We start from the raw sequence: 17400 nt of genomic DNA on the forward strand, positions 1-17400 counted from the left end.
TTACTCAGAGTTAAGTGACGATAGCCTAGGAGATACACCTGTACCCATGCCGAACACAGAAGTTAAGCCCTAGAACGCCGGAAGTAGTTGGGGGTTGCCCCCTGTGAGATATGGAAGTCGCTTAGCTCTAGGGAGTTTAGCTCAGCTGGGAGAGCATCTGCCTTACAAGCAGAGGGTCAGCGGTTCGATCCCGTTAACTCCCATTTAAGCGGGTGTAGTTTAGTGGTAAAACTACAGCCTTCCAAGCTGTTGTCGCGAGTTCGATTCTCGTCACCCGCTTTGAACTTTGTTCAAATTACATTACCAAGTTTTTAACTTGGGCGCGTAGCTCAGGTGGTTAGAGCGCACGCCTGATAAGCGTGAGGTCGGTGGTTCGAGTCCACTCGTGCCCATAAAGTTTGGTCCGTTGGTCAAGGGGTTAAGACACCGCCTTTTCACGGCGGTAACACGGGTTCGAATCCCGTACGGACTATTTTGGAGGATTACCCAAGTCCGGCTGAAGGGAACGGTCTTGAAAACCGTCAGGCGTGTAAAAGCGTGCGTGGGTTCGAATCCCACATCCTCCTTTTGTATTAACGCGGGATGGAGCAGCTCGGTAGCTCGTCGGGCTCATAACCCGAAGGTCGTAGGTTCAAATCCTGCTCCCGCAATAAGGCTCGGTAGCTCAGTTGGTAGAGCAATGGATTGAAGCTCCATGTGTCGGCGGTTCGATTCCGTCTCGCGCCATTTATATATTTTGGAAGGGTAGCGAAGAGGCTAAACGCGGCGGACTGTAAATCCGCTCCTTCGGGTTCGGGGGTTCGAATCCCTCCCCTTCCATTTTACGGGCATAGTTTAAAGGTAGAACTAAGGTCTCCAAAACCTTCAGTGTGGGTTCAATTCCTACTGCCCGTGTTAATAGAATTATGGCGGGTGTGGTGAAGTGGTTAACACACCAGATTGTGGCTCTGGCATGCGTGGGTTCGATCCCCATCACTCGCCTATTTTATATTATTGGGGTATAGCCAAGCGGTAAGGCAAGGGACTTTGACTCCCTCATGCGTTGGTTCGAATCCAGCTACCCCAGTTACTATTTGCCGGCGTGGCGGAATTGGCAGACGCGCTGGACTCAAAATCCAGTGTCCGCAAGGACGTGCCGGTTCGACCCCGGCCGCCGGTATAGTTGAAAAGATAAGGTTTATAAGCCTTATCTTTTTATTATGTCATAAGAAATTTCTTGGAATTGTTACTAATAATTACTAATTTCATATAAAAGCACATGATTAAAAGTTATAAAAAGTGAAATTTTTTATTGAGAAACTTTTAGACTAGGAGTATAATGTATCTAAAATAACTATTAGGTGGCTGTTATATGAATAATGTTGTTACTACACAAATTTCTATTCAACTTAGTCAAGAGTTAAATTCTTTATTAAATGCTATTGTTGAAGAAAATAATACAACAAAGACTGACTTTATTAGACAAGCTGTTATAGAGAAAATTGAAGATATGTATGATATTAAGGTCGCTGATGAAGCTTATAAAAAATGGGTTGAATGTGGCAAAAAAACTATCTCACATGAAGAAATGATGAGACGCTATGGCTAAATTATACGCAATATCTGATATACATGGATACTTGGATGAATTCAGAAACGCTCTCAATAAAGTAAATTTAAACGATAAAGATAATCGCCTATTTTTACTAGGAGATTATCTTGATAATGGACTTCAATCTTTTCAAGTCATTTCCAAAATAATCGAACTTGAGGAGGTTTATCCTAATCAAATTATTACTCTTCTAGGGAATCATGAAGAATGGTTTTATGATTGGTTGATTTTAGATAAACCTACTGCTTCAGCATTTCCAGAAACAATAAAAAGCTTCTTCTCTCCAGAGGAATTGAACTATATTTTTAAATCGAATGCTAACAACTTTGAAACAGGTGTTAGAAATGAAATTAAAAATAATATCAAATTCAATCCATTTATAAACTGGTTTAAAAAACGATATAGGGATGAACGCTATTATGAAACTGAAACCCAAATTTTTGTCCATGCGGGCATTGATGAAGAAGTAGGAAAGCTTTGGAAAGAACTAACGAGTTCAGAGATATTTACAAACAAATTTCCTATTACAACTGGTAGCTTTCATAAAGCTATTATTTCGGGCCATATTGCTTCTTGGGAAGTAGCTAAAGATAGAAGATACCTAGGTAAGATTTACTATGATAGTAAAAGTCATTACTTTATTGATGGAGATGTAATGAATAGCAAAACAATACCTGTTCTTTACTATGATACAATTACCCAAAAATATCACTTTCTATAACTTTTAATCATGTGCTTTTATATGAAATTAGTAACAATTTCAAAAAATTTCTTATGACATAACAAAAAGACAAGGCTTATAAATCTTGTTTTTATTACTATACCGGCGTCTGGGGTTGAACCGGCACGTCCCTTGTGGACAGTTTAAAACTGAGGGACTTTAATCGACACAATGCCTATTAAATCAACATTCCAAAAGATTAATTCTATTGTAAAGAGAATAAAATGAATTTTTTTAGTGTTTTGGGTTGACTTCTGAAAGAATAAATGATAGACTGTTTATATGGGATACAACAAAACTCAAAACATGGAGGTTAAAAATGCGGTCGCACCTAGGAGTACGCCTATCTTATGAGGCAAAGTACTATCTGGAATCTATACAAGCAGTGATTCAGGAAAAGTTAGACGCTAAAATAAATGAACAAGATGTAGAAAATTTAGAAAAAGCAACAAAATCATATTTAAAAGAAATTGACAATGAATTAGGGGCAACTTCAGTAACTTTGATTTTAAAAGCGTCTGCATCAAGTATTTTAGAAGAGGCTTTTGAAAAAACAAAATCTTTAAGTTTGAAAGATTGGCATAAATTAGATAGTGAAATGAAACATTCGATTTCCTCTATTCCAAAGGATAAGGATGTTGGAACCTTATCTGTAAGGTTTTTCTTAGAAAACTCTATCATTACATCATTGGAAGGTTATCAAAAAGAATTTATGACTTCTGAGATGGTGAGGCAAGTCAGATTATCTTATGTCATAAAACTTGTCATTTTTGGGTATTACAAAGAGATAATGCAGTAGAGAATTACAGTTTCTCATGGTAACATTGAGGAACTGTAGCTTAATCGCTATTGTTTAATAAAGATACTACAATTATACACAAACACAAAAAGGAGAAAATAAATGAATATTGCAAGAGCCTCGCCCAGAGTAAAGACTAATTGTAATAATAATGCATAGTATCTAAATTTTTAGAGTTTAGTTACTAAAAATATCTAAATTTTCTTGACGATATTTCAATTTTATTTTGTACTTGAGAAGTACAAAATAAATGTACTTTAATTTATAATGAATACAAGGTACAGTACCGCAAAAAATTATGTACCTAATATAGAAAACGAGGTGCTTTATGTTATCAACTAATGTAAATATAATTTGCGAAGAATTACTTCGCAATTGGAAGCCAGAGTATAATGAATTGGAAGAACATTTTAAGCTAAAACTTTCTTCGAGGGATTTTTTTAATAAAATCTATCCTATTCTAGGAAATAAAACAATAAACGACTATATTAAGGAAGAAGTTAAAAAATTAACTGGTGAAGTTTCATGTTATAGATATTCTACTTTCAAAAGAAGAGTTGAGATATTGCTTAGTCATTCTAAAACTTTAAATCTAAATTTTGATATACTGGAAGAAAGTACAATATTGAATGCTTTAGAAAAAGTTAATAGTATTGATATGAAATCTGTATTTGAATTCCTTAAAGCTGATGGTAAGTTTAATACTGATGTTTGGATTGATTACTTAGGTGAACAAGGACAAGTTATTAATATTAATTTTAATGACGAGATTGAACTATTTTCTACTTTGTGTTATATCAGCAATATTATTAGTTACTATGGTGTATTACCGTTCCATGTTGAAAAATCCAACGATGGCGATTTTACCTTATTTAGATGTATTGATTTCTCAAATGAGGTTAGTACTTTCTTTGCTAGCTTAGCTAATCCTTTAGCATCACATTTTATATAATAATAAGTGGCTGGGCAAAAAACTTTAAAATCAAAAAACGCATGATATCAGGTGTTGAAAAACTTGATACTATGCGTTTTATTGTGGGAAGATTTACTTAGTTATCTCCTGAAATAGAGTTTTACCTATTCTTTTTCTTATTTGTTTAAATAATGAATTGCCTGTATGTATTTCTTATTTCTCTCTAAGTCTTTTTCAGTAATTAATGGTAGTCTTGTTAAATCTGAATTATGCCGTAAATCCGCCAACTTTACAACTCTAGCGAGTTCATTTTTCTTTACTAGATTGAGATAAGATTGATAATCTTGTCCTTTTTTCTTTGTGAGTATATCAACGGCTTCTATAATGTTTTTTGAAAAACCTTCCTTTTTTAGGTCTAGTAGGGTTAGTGAAGTATCTTCAATTACATCATGTAGATAGGCGACAGCTTTCTCTTCATCAGTTGCGACAAAACTAGCTACTGTTTCAGGGTGTTTAATGTAGTCAATTCCTGCTCTATCAATTTGTCCAAAGTGTGCTTTTTTAGCTACTTCATGTGCTTTTATTACTTGTGATGTATCCATGATTTAATTATAAACTTTCCATTTATAAAACTCAATTACTTTATAGTAAATCATCTAGTTTATCAGCTAAATCCTTTTGCTTACTTGGGTACAAGTGAGAGTAGGTATCAATCGTGGTTGTTATAGAAGCATGTCCTAGTCGCTCTTTTACAACTAGATAATCTTCCCCTTGGTTAATCAGCAGGGAAGCGTGTGAGTGCCTAAAATCGTGTATGCGTATTTTTTTTAGTGTGCTATCACGTTCAAGTATTTTCTTATATTGTTTTTCAACTGCATTTTTTGTAATTGTAATAGGTGAGCCTTGAAACACTTGTAGGGTCATGCTATCATTAGTAAATTGTTTTAATAGGTGTTTTTGTTTCTGTTGCCATTGTTGTAGTTCATGGCTCAATTTCTTATTAATGATAATTCTTCTTGTTCCAGCTTTAGTCTTTGTTGTGCTAACATGACTTATTCCTTTGTTTACATAAACTGATTTTGTAATGTGAATTGTATTGCTTGTAAAATCAATGTCTTGCCATGTTAGTGCTAATGCTTCCCCAAGTCGTAGTCCTGTAAAGAATAGAACAGTAAAGAGTAACTTGATATTATATTCTTCAGTTTCAAACAAGGTTAAAAAATGTTGAAATTCTTTGACTGTCCAAAACTGCATTTTTGTTTTTTCGATTGGCAACTTTTTTATCAAATTTGCTGGATTGGAGGTGTAATAGCCTTTTCGCAAACCAACATCAAAAATCTTTTTGAGTAAAATCATGATTTTGTTGATAGTATTTGTGCTTAACGGTTTATCAGAATTTTTTCCTACTTTTTGCCTAAGATGTTCTCTAAATCGGTAGATGTCTTCATAGGTTAGTTTTCCGACATTATCTACCATAGAAAAATAATCTTTGATGTGTTTGTTGTAATTATTATCTTGTGTATTGATATAGCTTGCTTTTCGATGATTTATACTATCTTCTTCCTTTAGTAGTTCATATAGTATGGGGATAGTTATTTTAGCCCCATAGAAGCGTTCTTTTAACTCTACACTTCGTAAGTAGTGTTCTGCTTCAATAGCTTCTTTTTTTGTCTTATAGCCTTTTCTGACAATTCTACGTTGCTTTAGTGTTATTGGGTCAAAACCGTTGCTAATATCAACTATCCAATTACCGTCTTTACCTTTTCTAATTGCCATATTTTACTCCTTGAGGGTACTGTTTTGAACATCAAAACCGAGTAATTCGCTTACAATAGTAGCAGGTATAGTACCAATTCGTTTATTCTGATAGACTGTAAAGCCTCGTGTTATCAGTAGCTCTTTCCCTTGGCGGATAATACGTTTAGATGTTCCCTCAGAGAAACCAAGGGCAACTAGGTCATTTTTAGTAACAGTTGCTATCATGTAACTTACTCCTTTATTAATCTAGTTTTATTTTCTTATACTTTACATGATTATCGAAATACTGACCGTCTTTATAGACTTTACTAATGTATTCCGTTTCATATAGTACGACTGAACTATCATAATTAAAATCTTCATAAGTATAAAATCTATCTTCATCAGGCTTTTTTAAGTTGCGTGATGAAAAATAGGCTTGCTTTCCGAAGTTTTCCAACAATTCTTGTCCAATCCCTTTTTCAAAATACTTTGTGACATATCGACCGCGATTTTCTTTGCTGTCTACATCAACTTTATTTATCCGTACTGCTCCATGTCCCCAAAGTTCCAAGAGTTGACGGTGTGGTACATAAGGAACGCTGAAAAGCAGAATATGAGCATGCCATGCTCCACGTTTTTGCCTCTCTAATACTGCTATATATTTTAATTTACTTTTCTTGGTATTAAAAATGTGATAATTAAAGCGTTTAATAAAAGTTTTGAGTAAGTCTTTGAAGTGGTTTCTATCGCTGATATTTTTTTTAGTGGTCAATGTAAGAAAAGAAGTTGTATCATCAAAATTGCAATCAACTAGGCGTAATAAGTTCCACTTAGCTTCTAAGCGAGTTTTTTTCATACGCTCCAGACGTTGTTCTTGTTCTTCAGGTGTAAGTTCATCAAATGTTCTACGTTGTGATTTTTCTTTGCTTTTAGTATCAGTATCTAAAATGGATTTTCCTTTTGAAAATATTGGCTTTTCATATTCCCAAATTTCAATATAGGAAGAAGTGCGGACTATTTTTTTATTATATGAGGTCATAAAAAATAGTTCCTTTTAGGTTGGCTTTCGCCAAAAGATTGTCTATATAATAAATAAACTAGGAGGAGCAAAGCTCCTCCCTACTTCTATCATGTGATCCTAAGCACCGCTCCGCTAAACACACTTCCAGCTTGCCGACTGCTTGTCGGCAGTTTTGCTTAGGTACATGATGAGAAGTAGCTATTAAATTTATAGTCGTGGTAATTGTTTTAATATTTTGTCTGTTGCCCAGTCTGTTGGAATGACCTCAAAATGTCCTTGGTCATAAACGAGCAAATCTCCGTTACCAATAAATTGATATTTATTATCTTTGTCAATATATAATGAAAAAGTATCTATACCAATAACATTTTTAGAAATATCAATAGATTCTTTAGGGGTATGCCCAACAATTTGTTTAGGAAAGTCTTGGTTGGGAAGCAGTTCTAATTCTCTAAAATGTGCCCATAAAGGAGAACCCCCAAGAGCTTTCCCACCACGCATTGGTCCTATTGTATAAGCTAGAATATCTAATTCTTCTTCATGCTCTTTGGTATAGAGGTTAAAATGCCATTCTTTTGGGTCAAATATCAGATTGAAACCAGCGTGACTGACTAAATAATCATCTAGTTGATAAGCTACTTGTAATTTCAAATCCTGCAACAATTCTTTAACTGCGAAAAACACTTCTAAATTTTGAATTGAGAAAGGAGCTTGTTCTCCCAGTAAATAATAAGCATCATGATTACCTATAAGATTAATTACATCTATTCCGTTTTGCTCTTTATCTATTTTCCAAGAGTATAAAAAAGTGAGGTCTTTGGCATAAAGTTGGATATTGTTAGTTTGACCATGTAAATCAACGTAATCACCAAGAAAAATGATTCTCTTAATATTATGTGTTTGGATAATTTTGTCAACAATGGGTAAAATCAGTTGAGATTTTAAGTGTAAATCACCAATTAATAACGTCTTCATATATATTCCCCTCTTTATTTTTGATATTAGTCTAAGAATCGAATTAAATTATAGCACATTGTTTCGGTGATAGATAAATAGAACTAATTATTCTTAAGATGTTATTTAATAATTTCCATGAATATCAGACATAGAGTAATATATAGCCATAATATCCTCTAATTGTCTATCGAGCATTTAAGGCATAGATATAAGCTACATAGCAAGCAAAATCCCCAATACGTTTTCTGTCATCGTTAAATTTTTCAAACCAAGCAACATCATTGCCCTGTTCACTTGCTAAACCTTTTAAAATCTTTAGTTGATAAATAACTTTATTGTGAGTAACAGTTCTAGATTCATCGCTGGCAAGTTTCTCTTCTCTTGAGAGTGTGAGCCATTTACCACGTGCAGAGGCATACTCTACGCATAGAAGCACAAATGTTGTCCATTCTTCTTGAAATTCTTTATCAAGTTGATTGGAGGAATTAAGGAGACTAGAATAGATTTGTTCTGCTTCAGAAAATGAAACAATCCCCTTTTCATTCTTAAAATCATCGTAGTTAAAAGTTTGCATTGTAAAACTCCTTTATATATTATCTAATCTTAGCTATTTTGTTACAGGTAAAACATCAGAACAAGCGAACCACAAATTTCCATTGAATTGCCCTACGTTTAAATCTTTAAGACTAACAGGACAAGTTTTATTATTCGTCATCTCTTGAACAGAAGCAGTAGGGGATAATGTATTTACTTTGACTTGTATCATCTCCATAAAAAAATCTGAGTTTTCGTCTTGAATTGACACGTTAAGTCTTAAAGCTACGGGCTTATTAGTCTCTCTGTCTAATACTTCTGTATAGCCTTTTACTGCTAGAAATTTGTTGCCAAGCAGTTCTGGCTTTAAAAAATCATTCAACTTCATGTGTACCTCTTTTCTATCATCGCAGAGCGATGAGGAACAGATATTTTTGCTGAAAATCTATTGAATTTAAGCAAAAATATCTATTGAAATTATTTTAACTTTGTTATATATAATTGTAGTTCTTTTATAAAATCGAATTGTGTTGTATCAAGATAAGGACTTTCCCAATATTGAGCCGTTTCTTTTCCTGAGCCTTGCATGTAAAGATAGCCAGCCCCTTTTACCTCAATTGGCTTTAATTTATCAGGGGTAGCAGAACCAAAGACCATTCGATAACCCTCGCTAGAATTTGCACCAAGAGCAATTCTCAAGCCTAGGTTATCTCTAAGGTCGGTATTTAAGGTTTCGGCTCTCATTTGTTGAGCTGAAATTAGGATAAATACCCCAGCTTGTCGTCCAAGTAGAATGATTTGCTTGATACCGTCCATAACTTCAACTATAACTTCTTTTGATTTTTTATCCGTTCCTGAAGCTTGAAATGCTCCCATTTCATCGAATATCAGCCATATCGGCTTAAAGCCGTGCTCTGAAAAATTTGAAGCGTATTGAAAGTTATCACGCATAATTTGATAGCGTGCCGTCATTGCCTCGACGACTAGTCGAACAATTCGTGCGATATTGTTAGGGTTTGTAGATACATATTTATCTCCAATATAGTGTGACAAACTGCCTAAATCACTATTTTTAGGGTCAGCAATATAGACTGTTGATTGCCGTTTGAGAAGTTCTAAAATCAGGAAAGATATGAAGACAGACTTTCCGCTCCCTGTTCCTCCCGATACTAAAATATGTGGGCATTTTATTGGGTTGTAATTTACACCATATCCTAAATCTATATCAAGGCTATCTATCTCTCGTCTTTGGTTGTGAGATTGTAGAACTAACCTTTTTGGTTTTATGTAATAGAAATGATACTCTGCAACACTAGCCCGAAGAATCTTCTCGTCAAGCTCTAGTCCAAGCGCGCCACAAAGCACATCATCAAGAGCTTGAAGTTTTTTTGTAAATTCATCGCCCGTTATAAGAGCTTTGATAAGAACATGACCTTTTTGTCTATCTATCTCGTATTCTAATGCTGCACTTCTGATGATTTTTTCATAGCCTGAACTATCTTTAGATGTGGTATAAAGTCTGTTTGTGTGGAGTACATAAAGTAAGCTCTCACGTATAATAAGGTAATACTCTAAGTTATATCGAAAAGTTTTTATTTTCAGATGAATTTTATAGATAATAAATCCACCTAAAAATATGAAGAGAATTTGAACAAAAGTTGGAGCCCTTATATTGGCAATAATAGCACATATAATGCAGATAGTGAGTGCTATTATTGAAAAATGTACTGTCTTCAATTTACTACTAGTAATAATATAAGTTTTGGTTAAATCAGCACTTTGTCTTAATTTAAACATATTAGTTAGATACCTTTTATTTTATCTAAAAGCTCTTTTAAAAGTTCGTAAAACCCTAAGAGCTTGATTTTTGCGAAATAATATGTTGAGATAAGCAGTGGAATACACCCAAGGATAAGGATAGAATTCGAAAAGAAATGTCCTTGAGGGAATATAAAAATTGCTATGCCAGCTAATATCATAAATCCTAAAAGAAATAGATATGCTTTTAAATTATCACTCATTTCATTACCTCCTATAATGAGCAATTATTTTAAGGAAAACTATAAAGATATAGTCGCCGCTAAAATAGCGTGGTCGGGGAAACTGACTTTATTTTGATAATCAGGATTTTCTAAGAATCTCCAAGAATAACACACATTAGAAATAGGAATATTTCCTATAATATGGTCTAATTTACAATATTTCCAAGAGGTTTCCTCAGAGGGAGTATGTACGGTTAGGCCTGCTTTATTCATTTCAGACTTAAGCAATGGATAAGAGTAAAACTCCCTAGCTTTGCCCTGATAGGAATGAATATCGTCATTCTGTTTGAAATAGCCATTATTAAAGTCACCTAGAACAATTGTATTTTCATGTGTTGCGGGTAAATTTGAGATTAGTTTATCTAGTTGCGATTTTCGATGTTTGAAATCTTGAAAAATGTTTTCTCCACCGACCTTGATACGAACTCCAATAATGTTTAATTCTTGTCCTTCAATTGTCACTCTAACGTGTAAAAAGTTTGGATTATTATCATCATTATCGATAGTAATGACTTGGCAATCATTAACTAAATCATTCTTTATGGCAATAATGATTTCATTTCCAAAACCAATAGTACGCACATCTTCAAAAATTGTATAACCATTAGTTTGTAGGTTAGAACAAAATTGAGAATGATTATCTGTTTTCACATACTCTGTCAGACAGATAATATGTGCTTCTAATCGAATCAGTTCTTTGCACACCATATCTGGGATTAGCATCCCCTTTTTAGAACGCAAATTTATGTTCCATGTGACTGCTTTTAATTTTTTCATATATAAATAAACCTTTCTATTCTATTAGTAAATCAGCAAGAGGAGGAGAACTCCTCCTGCTAGTCGTTCAAGCCGTCAAAGATTTCTCCTTGTTCCTGTTCATCATCATAATAGCTTTCCAATTCTTCATAGAAGTAATCTAAAGCTTCCTGTTCCAATCTGTTCATACTAGTTGCCTCCTTTCTTTAAACTAGCTAATAACTAGTTATTTTCTATAAAAAGAGTATACAACAAAAAAAATAATTTGGCAAGCAAAAAAGCTAGTAAATAGGTATTTTTTTTGCTAAAATAAAATTAAATAAATGGAGGAGAGTTATCAATGGAGAAACAAATAGCTTTTTATATGACAAAACGCTCATCGGATGAATTAGACGAAATCCAAAAAATTATTGCTGAGAAAGAAGGTCGAGTAACTAAGGCTTACATCCTAAATCAAGCAATTTATAAGTACTATGAGTACATAAAAGAATATTATGAAATTGATGAAGAAATAAAATAGGTGAATACGCGAATTCCTAAAAAGTTACTAAAAATAAAAATTTTGTTTTTTTAAATAATATAAATGGGTTTTTATAACATTGATTATGCTGACTTATAAAGATATAAAATCTTAAACACCAAAGCCTGCTGGGCTCAAAATCCAGTGTCCGCAAGGACGTGCCGGTTCGACCCCGGCCGCCGGTATAGTATTAAAGACAAGGTTTTCGGACCTTGTCTTTTTCTTTTATTTGTTGAATTTGTAACGCTGAGTTACTTAAAATTACTAGTTTTATAACAAATCATCTAATTTATCCGCTAATTTTTGTTGCTTGCTTGGATACAAATGAGAGTATGTATCTATTGTTGTAGTTATAGAAGCATGTCCTAATCTTTCTTTTACGACAAGATAATCTTCTCCTTGGTTTATTAGTAGGGAAGCATGTGAATGCCTGAAGTCATGAATTCTTATTTTTTTTAAAGAACTATCTCTTTGTAATATTTTTTTATATTGTTTTTCGATTGAATCCTTAGTTATCGTAATCGGGCTATTTTGAAATATCTGTAGATCATCTAGGTTGGTTGTAAATTCTTTTAATCTTTCATGCTGTGTTTGCCTCCATTCTTCTAGTGTCTCCACTAGTTTGGTGTTCATGATGATTCTTCGGGTTCCAGCTTTTGTCTTTGTACTACTAATGTGTTCTTCACCTTTTTTAACGTATATTGATTTACTTACATGGATTGTATTTGTAGAAAACTCTATGTCCTTCCACGTTAGAGCAAGAGCTTCTCCGAGTCTTAGACCAGTAAAAAATAGAACTGTGAATAGTAATTTTATATTGTATTCATCGTTGCTAAATAGTGTTAAGAAATGCTTAAATTCTTTTACTGTCCAGAAATTTAATTTTACTTTTTCTATGGGTAATTTTTTCAGTAATCCTACGGGATGTTCCTTGTAAAATCCCTTTCTTAATCCAACATCCAGAATTTTCTTTAGTAAAATTATAATTTTATTAATAGTGTTTGGACTTAGCTTCTTTTCTGAGTTTTGAGTATTTTTATCTCTTAGATGTTCTCTGAATTGATAGATATCTTCATAAGTTAATTTAGCTACATCATCAACTTTTTCAAAATAGTTTTTTATATGCCTGTTATAGTTGTTTTCTTGTGTATCTATATAGCTTTGTTTTCTGTTGTTTATTCTATCCTCTTCTTTTAAGAGATCATAAAGGATATCAATTGATATTTTTGAGTTGAAACTTTTTTCTTTAAGTTCGACACTTCGTAAGTATTGTTCGGCCTCCAATGCTTCTTTTTTAGTTTTGAATCCTTTTCTTACAATTCTACGTTGTTTTAGAGATATTGGATTTATACCATTGGAAACATCAACAATCCAAGTTCCGTCTCTACTTTTACGTAAAGCCATAAGCTACGCTTCTTTCTGGAGTTCAATTCCTAATAGTTCTTCTGCGACACTGGCTGGAATTGTACCAATCCTTTTGTTATCGTAGATGTTAAAACCACGATTCACTAATAGTAATTTGCCGGTATGGATAATCTTTCTTGCAGTTCCTGGAGCAAATCCAAGTTCGATAAGGTCATCTTTTGTTACAGTTTTAATCATGTGATCTCCTTTTCTAATTAGATTAACTAAGGGGAGGATTAACTCCCCTTGTATTTTACTTATTTTTGTTTTACATCTACTAAATGGATAGCATCAGCCTTGTAATACATTGTCGTGCTAATCATAGTAGCTTGTAAATTGTCAAATGTAACTGGTACTTCATCCATTGCTTGGATATAGTCATTATCAACCAAGGCATCTGGATTGTCTACTGAGACTTGGGTTGATTTCTTTTTGAATTGTCCATCCTTGATTGTTACATTGTATTTCCAACCAATGATTTTATCGGTATTAAAACGTCTTTCGCTACCATCTCGGTTTTTGATAATTTCTCCGTTTGCATCTGCTCGGACTTCCGTTTCAAATTTTGGAATGACTTCATCCAATTCAAATTTTGTTCCAATGTTATTAAAATTCCAGTCATTTTGTGAAAGCATTTTTGCCATAGTTAATTTCTCCTTTTAATATTTTCTTTGATTGTAGGGATCAAATCCTCTCGTTTAAAGAGTATTGCTCTTTCTATTAATCCACTTGCTAAATCTGGTGGATATTCCATATTGTTGAGTGCGAGATAGTTAGCTTTCTCATACTCATGCAGTAAGTTATTGTCGTATAGAAATTTATACGCTTTTAGAATAGCTCCTGAACCTTTATAGGTAAACCATTCTAATTTTTGTTCTAGTTCTGTTTTTGATTTTGAAATAATGATAGAGACGGGTTTTGAATGGCCTAAAAACTTTTCCCAAGATCTCAAAGGTTTTGAGAAATAGCTATCACTATAGAACCTCACTTTTTCTTTGAGATATCCCTTGGTAAAGTTGAGAAGATCTATTTCTGAATGCAACCATTCTTGAATGAAGTAGTGAGCTTTTTCTTTCCTAAGTTCTAACTCAGTTCTTATCCAATTTTCTATATACCGCTTGCTGATACCGAGCTTCTCAGCTCGTTCTAAGCGTTTATCGTAAATTCTAAGTCTTTCGTCATCATTGGGTTTTCTCAAATATAAGGTCTGGCCGATTGTTTCATCTCCGTAGGTATTGTAGTAGGTGCTTTTTCCATATATAAAGCGTTTCTTCTGACAAATCTTTAGAAGCTGATTAGGAGTGAAATAGGGTGTTTCATTAAAATCATCTATTGCAATATCAATTCGTCTTACTGAAAAATGATTGTAATTGTAGTAGAGGTTGTTCAAAAACTGTCTTTCGGACAGACTATTTGGATCTAATACCATATCTCTATAGAACTCGAGTGCCTGTCCTGACATGACAAGCATGTAGGACGACTCTTTCGCTCCATAGTAGATACGGATATTCCCATAATGAAGCTGGCTATCATAGTTATAGTATTTAAGGCTCCCTTTATTCTCAATAAATAGGTCATAGTCAAGAAATAGAATGTCTTCGATTATTTCTCTTGGCGAAAATTCAGTCTTATCAAACTGAATTTGAATCCAGTCAAATACAGAACGTAAATGTTCATTTTTTGCCATAGATTTTGATTCAACTTTTTGCTTAATTTTGCCACCCTTAAAATCTCCGAAACCCTTGGAAATACTGAATTCTTTCGATGGTACACCTAACTTGCAGAGGGTGGTGTTACTACACACCCTATCGGTCAAAAATGGTCCGTCCGCATCTACGCTCATTTTCGGCTTTCTGCCTCATGGCTCAGCCGAAAACTCGCTATTAGCCGAACCTATTTTTTGACCTCTTGTTAACAAACCCTAGTAGGCCGGTTTGCATCGACTCTTCAATATCTTGGATTTTCTTTTTTAGGTTGGAATTCTCAATTTTTATCAGTCGTATTTCTCGTTTAAATTCCTGTTTCAAGGCGCTCAGTTCATCGTAGAGCTCATCTATTACTTGGTTTAGGGATTCTTGCTCATTATCTGCTAGACTCCCAAATACGGCTTGTATAGCCTCTTTGAGACCTATTTCAAGTTTTAGGTTAGCTAACTTTTGAAATTGTCTAAGGTCTTCGTCTGTAAAGTCATAGGCAACTGTATAACTTAATTGATGAGTTCTTGGATTTCTACTGATAGGAATTTTAATTTTCTTAAATTCCTTGCCACTTATCTCTCTAATCAGTTGAATCCAATTTTTAAGAGTAGAGGTAGAGTTTAGGCCAGAAATTTGATTGACTAACTCTTTATTGGTCATCTTTTTGTGAAACCTCCGAAATTTTCTTGTGCAACTGAAGAGTTTTCTGTGGTATAATTGTTACATAATATGTTTTGATCTTGGAACGAACGGCACATTTGTTTCAAGATTTTTTATTTTGTCGAATCCTACCTCCTTTATTAAAATTTTTTAAATCGACTACTAGTTACATACGCTTTTACCTCCTTTTATGCTATAATATTCTCAATGGAATATTCAATCTCAAAATAAATATTCCTTATGGAATAATTCTATTTTATACCGTTTAGAATATTTTGTCAAGCTAAAATATACGAATAAGAATATCTATAGGAGAATTATGTATACAGAGGATTATAAATTTTCAGAGAGGTTAAAAACTCTCAGAAAATCAAAAAAGTTAACTCAAGTACAAATATCGGAATTAATTGGAGTTCAACAAGGGACATATTCTCGGTGGGAGAATGGAACGTTAGAACCAGGATTAGAATTCGTTGTGAAATTAGCAAATATCTTTGGGACTACTACAGATTATTTGCTGGGACAAAAACCTTATTCAATTATCAGTAGTTTACCTCTAGAACAATTAGATCTTACCAATATTGCAAACTTTTCAAAGGATGAGTTTGATATTTTGAAACATTCAATAGCAGTTTCGGTGGCAAGAAATAAAATAAAGGCAACAGAACTAAAAGATAGAGTTATAGAAAAAAATCAGTTGTCAGAAAAAGATGCAGAACTTTTGAATAAGATTTTTGAAGAAGTTAAAACTTATTGGGAAAATTAGGAGGACGCTAGTCTTCAAAATTCCCTCCCAAAATGTGTCCAAAATATTGACAGAATTCTAGCTTTTCATTATAGTTCTTATGGAACTTTTTTTCTACAACAAAATAGGCTCCATAATATCCATAGGGGATTTACCCACTACAAATAGTATAGAGCCGGTTTTATTAATGTCCTGCATTTCCTAATAAGTTAACCATGACAACACCAATGATAATCAAAATTAAACCGATAATGCTATAAACATTTAGTGTTTCTTTGAAAATCATTACTGCGATAGAGGCTGTCAAAACTAAACCGACAGCTGACCATGTTGCATAAGCTATTCCTAAAGGAATTTTTTGTATTGATAGTGATAAGAAATAGAAACAAACGCCAAAGCTAAGTAGGGCAGAAACGGTTGGAATAGGCTTTGTAAAACCGTCTGATAATTTCAAAAGGTTAGTTCCCAATATCTCTCCTACAATGGCGATAAAAAGATAAAAGTATGACATGTCTTTAACCTCCTATATGTCATGTTTTTGCTCTAAGAGCTATTATAGCTATCCGTTTTTTATAAATCTTGGCACAAGTCATGAGAATTTGTAGTAAAACTGTGGCAGACACTTTTTCAGAACCAATAGCTGATAAGTTTAGTATATCATAAAATAAATTTAAAAAAAAGTCTTGATTTATTTCAATGTCTTGCGTGGTCTCGATTTTACTGGTAAAATTACTTTTAAGAACTTTAAAAAAGAGGTTTCTATATTTGACAAAACAATGACTTGTTGTCCCGAATGTGGGCATCCTTTGGAGAAAAAATTTTTAAAAGATGAGGGAGATATTCCTTATTGTTCACAATGTGCGAGTTTTCGTTTTCCAGTCTTTAATACAGCAATTAGTGCGATTTTATTTAATGAAAAACATGATAAGATTCTCTTGATTAAGCAATATGACATGGCTGAGCATATTTTGCTAGCTGGTTATGTGTCTAATGATATTCACAACCAATTTCTACAATCATTAAAGGCAATTAATTTAGCCTCTCTTATTACGGATATGGGTAATAAAATTGCACAAAACTAGTCCAAAACTCTTTTTAATAAGGAGTATACTTTCTAGCATTTTATAGTTACTAAAAAGTATCTAAACTTTGGAAGTGATACTAAGTTTTAAAAAATATTATGGAAAAAAAGCTTATAAAATCAATATTTCTGAGATTTAAAACTAATAATATTAGACTCAAAATCCAGTGTCCGCAAGGACGTGCCGGTTCGACCCCGGCCGCCGGTATAGTATAGAGC

The 17400-nt window shown here is 33.5% G+C and carries 23 protein-coding genes, 12 tRNA genes and 1 rRNA gene; 20 read left to right on the top strand and 16 right to left on the bottom strand.

Going from position 1 to position 17400, the window contains the following annotated elements:
- The first annotated feature begins 10 nt into the window (after window positions 1-10).
- The 17 genes from rrf to GEZ85_RS07835 all read left to right on the top strand — a co-directional run bounded on the left by rrf (window position 11) and on the right by GEZ85_RS07835 (window position 4063).
- A 5S ribosomal RNA gene (rrf, locus tag GEZ85_RS07755) occupies window positions 11-126 on the top strand.
- A gap of 4 nt (window positions 127-130) precedes the next feature.
- Window positions 131-203, top strand: a tRNA-Val gene (locus tag GEZ85_RS07760).
- A 5-nt stretch (window positions 204-208) separates the two neighbouring features.
- A tRNA-Gly gene (locus GEZ85_RS07765) sits at window positions 209-279 on the top strand.
- A gap of 39 nt (window positions 280-318) precedes the next feature.
- A tRNA-Ile gene (locus GEZ85_RS07770) sits at window positions 319-392 on the top strand.
- A gap of 8 nt (window positions 393-400) precedes the next feature.
- Window positions 401-472: transfer RNA gene (locus GEZ85_RS07775), tRNA-Glu, on the top strand.
- 4 nt (window positions 473-476) lie between these two features.
- Window positions 477-566: transfer RNA gene (locus tag GEZ85_RS07780), tRNA-Ser, on the top strand.
- Between the two features lie 10 nt (window positions 567-576).
- Window positions 577-650 (top strand) — tRNA-Met (locus GEZ85_RS07785).
- A 3-nt stretch (window positions 651-653) separates the two neighbouring features.
- A tRNA-Phe gene (locus tag GEZ85_RS07790) sits at window positions 654-726 on the top strand.
- A 12-nt stretch (window positions 727-738) separates the two neighbouring features.
- Window positions 739-819: transfer RNA gene (locus tag GEZ85_RS07795), tRNA-Tyr, on the top strand.
- Between the two features lie 4 nt (window positions 820-823).
- Window positions 824-894: transfer RNA gene (locus GEZ85_RS07800), tRNA-Trp, on the top strand.
- Window positions 895-908: 14 nt separating this feature from the next.
- Window positions 909-981, top strand: a tRNA-His gene (locus tag GEZ85_RS07805).
- 13 nt (window positions 982-994) lie between these two features.
- Window positions 995-1066 (top strand) — tRNA-Gln (locus tag GEZ85_RS07810).
- Window positions 1067-1075: 9 nt separating this feature from the next.
- Window positions 1076-1159, top strand: a tRNA-Leu gene (locus tag GEZ85_RS07815).
- 192 nt (window positions 1160-1351) lie between these two features.
- Complete coding sequence (gene relB, locus GEZ85_RS07820; protein WP_001067147.1) at window positions 1352-1588, top strand: type II toxin-antitoxin system RelB family antitoxin; 237 nt, start codon at window positions 1352-1354, stop codon at window positions 1586-1588.
- Window positions 1581-2312: a metallophosphoesterase gene (locus GEZ85_RS07825; RefSeq protein WP_153209898.1), complete on the top strand. Its 732-nt coding sequence runs from the start codon at window positions 1581-1583 to the stop codon at window positions 2310-2312. Before relB ends, GEZ85_RS07825 begins: the two co-directional genes overlap by 8 nt.
- A 319-nt stretch (window positions 2313-2631) precedes the next feature.
- The gene (locus GEZ85_RS07830; RefSeq protein ID WP_153209897.1) at window positions 2632-3111 is read left to right on the top strand and encodes a hypothetical protein; all 480 of its coding nucleotides are present in this window, start codon (window positions 2632-2634) and stop codon (window positions 3109-3111) included.
- Window positions 3112-3439: 328 nt separating this feature from the next.
- On the top strand, window positions 3440-4063 hold the full coding sequence (locus GEZ85_RS07835; protein WP_153209896.1) for a hypothetical protein: 624 nt from the start codon (window positions 3440-3442) through the stop codon (window positions 4061-4063).
- Between the two features lie 137 nt (window positions 4064-4200).
- Here the strand turns inward: GEZ85_RS07835 and GEZ85_RS07840 are convergent, their stop codons facing one another.
- From GEZ85_RS07840 to GEZ85_RS07885, 10 genes are all read right to left on the bottom strand, one after another.
- Window positions 4201-4626 carry an HD domain-containing protein gene (locus GEZ85_RS07840; RefSeq protein WP_153209895.1) on the bottom strand — a complete coding sequence of 142 codons (426 nt, stop codon included), beginning with the start codon at window positions 4624-4626 and terminating at the stop codon, window positions 4201-4203.
- 40 nt (window positions 4627-4666) lie between these two features.
- On the bottom strand, window positions 4667-5800 hold the full coding sequence (locus tag GEZ85_RS07845; protein ID WP_153209894.1) for a site-specific integrase: 1134 nt from the start codon (window positions 5798-5800) through the stop codon (window positions 4667-4669).
- Window positions 5801-5803: 3 nt separating this feature from the next.
- Window positions 5804-6007, bottom strand: coding sequence for a DUF3173 domain-containing protein (locus GEZ85_RS07850; RefSeq protein WP_000562210.1), 204 nt, complete (start codon window positions 6005-6007; stop codon window positions 5804-5806).
- Window positions 6008-6023: 16 nt separating this feature from the next.
- On the bottom strand, window positions 6024-6803 hold the full coding sequence (locus tag GEZ85_RS07855) for a rolling circle replication-associated protein (protein WP_153209893.1): 780 nt from the start codon (window positions 6801-6803) through the stop codon (window positions 6024-6026).
- Between the two features lie 189 nt (window positions 6804-6992).
- Window positions 6993-7760: a metallophosphoesterase family protein gene (locus tag GEZ85_RS07860; protein WP_153209892.1), complete on the bottom strand. Its 768-nt coding sequence runs from the start codon at window positions 7758-7760 to the stop codon at window positions 6993-6995.
- Between the two features lie 166 nt (window positions 7761-7926).
- Entirely contained in the window at window positions 7927-8316 is a 390-nt protein-coding gene (locus tag GEZ85_RS07865) for a hypothetical protein (protein WP_054387492.1), read from the bottom strand.
- 33 nt (window positions 8317-8349) lie between these two features.
- On the bottom strand, window positions 8350-8664 hold the full coding sequence (locus GEZ85_RS07870; protein WP_000772801.1) for a hypothetical protein: 315 nt from the start codon (window positions 8662-8664) through the stop codon (window positions 8350-8352).
- Between the two features lie 89 nt (window positions 8665-8753).
- Window positions 8754-10073 carry an FtsK/SpoIIIE domain-containing protein gene (locus GEZ85_RS07875; RefSeq protein ID WP_153209891.1) on the bottom strand — a complete coding sequence of 440 codons (1320 nt, stop codon included), beginning with the start codon at window positions 10071-10073 and terminating at the stop codon, window positions 8754-8756.
- A gap of 5 nt (window positions 10074-10078) precedes the next feature.
- On the bottom strand, window positions 10079-10297 hold the full coding sequence (locus GEZ85_RS07880; RefSeq protein ID WP_054387490.1) for a hypothetical protein: 219 nt from the start codon (window positions 10295-10297) through the stop codon (window positions 10079-10081).
- Window positions 10298-10336: 39 nt separating this feature from the next.
- On the bottom strand, window positions 10337-11095 hold the full coding sequence (locus tag GEZ85_RS07885; RefSeq protein ID WP_054387489.1) for an endonuclease/exonuclease/phosphatase family protein: 759 nt from the start codon (window positions 11093-11095) through the stop codon (window positions 10337-10339).
- 319 nt (window positions 11096-11414) lie between these two features.
- On the opposite strand from GEZ85_RS07885, the gene GEZ85_RS07890 reads away from it, so the two are divergent.
- A complete protein-coding gene (locus tag GEZ85_RS07890; protein WP_054387488.1) occupies window positions 11415-11594 on the top strand; it encodes a hypothetical protein in 180 nt (59 codons plus the stop codon).
- Window positions 11595-11864: 270 nt separating this feature from the next.
- Here the strand turns inward: GEZ85_RS07890 and GEZ85_RS07895 are convergent, their stop codons facing one another.
- From GEZ85_RS07895 to GEZ85_RS07915, 5 genes are read right to left on the bottom strand one after another with little or no spacing between them, the layout of a single operon-like run.
- Window positions 11865-12998 carry a tyrosine-type recombinase/integrase gene (locus GEZ85_RS07895; protein ID WP_009732034.1) on the bottom strand — a complete coding sequence of 378 codons (1134 nt, stop codon included), beginning with the start codon at window positions 12996-12998 and terminating at the stop codon, window positions 11865-11867.
- A gap of 3 nt (window positions 12999-13001) precedes the next feature.
- On the bottom strand, window positions 13002-13196 hold the full coding sequence (locus tag GEZ85_RS07900; RefSeq protein WP_000598356.1) for a DUF3173 domain-containing protein: 195 nt from the start codon (window positions 13194-13196) through the stop codon (window positions 13002-13004).
- Between the two features lie 59 nt (window positions 13197-13255).
- Window positions 13256-13642, bottom strand: coding sequence for a hypothetical protein (locus GEZ85_RS07905; RefSeq protein ID WP_001096843.1), 387 nt, complete (start codon window positions 13640-13642; stop codon window positions 13256-13258).
- A gap of 2 nt (window positions 13643-13644) precedes the next feature.
- Window positions 13645-14841, bottom strand: a complete 1197-nt coding sequence (locus GEZ85_RS07910; RefSeq protein ID WP_045616578.1) for a replication initiation factor domain-containing protein — start codon at window positions 14839-14841, stop codon at window positions 13645-13647.
- Between the two features lie 40 nt (window positions 14842-14881).
- Complete coding sequence (locus GEZ85_RS07915) at window positions 14882-15355, bottom strand: hypothetical protein (RefSeq protein ID WP_049502267.1); 474 nt, start codon at window positions 15353-15355, stop codon at window positions 14882-14884.
- A 319-nt stretch (window positions 15356-15674) separates the two neighbouring features.
- Between GEZ85_RS07915 and GEZ85_RS07920 the strand changes: the two genes are divergently transcribed.
- On the top strand, window positions 15675-16121 hold the full coding sequence (locus GEZ85_RS07920) for a helix-turn-helix transcriptional regulator (protein ID WP_000287814.1): 447 nt from the start codon (window positions 15675-15677) through the stop codon (window positions 16119-16121).
- Window positions 16122-16284: 163 nt separating this feature from the next.
- On the opposite strand, the gene GEZ85_RS07925 is transcribed toward GEZ85_RS07920, so the two are convergent.
- A complete protein-coding gene (locus tag GEZ85_RS07925) occupies window positions 16285-16611 on the bottom strand; it encodes a DMT family transporter (protein WP_124766009.1) in 327 nt (108 codons plus the stop codon).
- 172 nt (window positions 16612-16783) lie between these two features.
- On the opposite strand from GEZ85_RS07925, the gene GEZ85_RS07930 reads away from it, so the two are divergent.
- Window positions 16784-17182 carry an FmdB family zinc ribbon protein gene (locus tag GEZ85_RS07930; RefSeq protein ID WP_009732039.1) on the top strand — a complete coding sequence of 133 codons (399 nt, stop codon included), beginning with the start codon at window positions 16784-16786 and terminating at the stop codon, window positions 17180-17182.
- Window positions 17183-17400: the final 218 nt, after the last annotated feature.

Source organism: Streptococcus mitis, assembly GCF_009496205.1.
GTDB classification, from domain to species: Bacteria; Bacillota; Bacilli; order Lactobacillales; family Streptococcaceae; genus Streptococcus; species Streptococcus mitis_BN.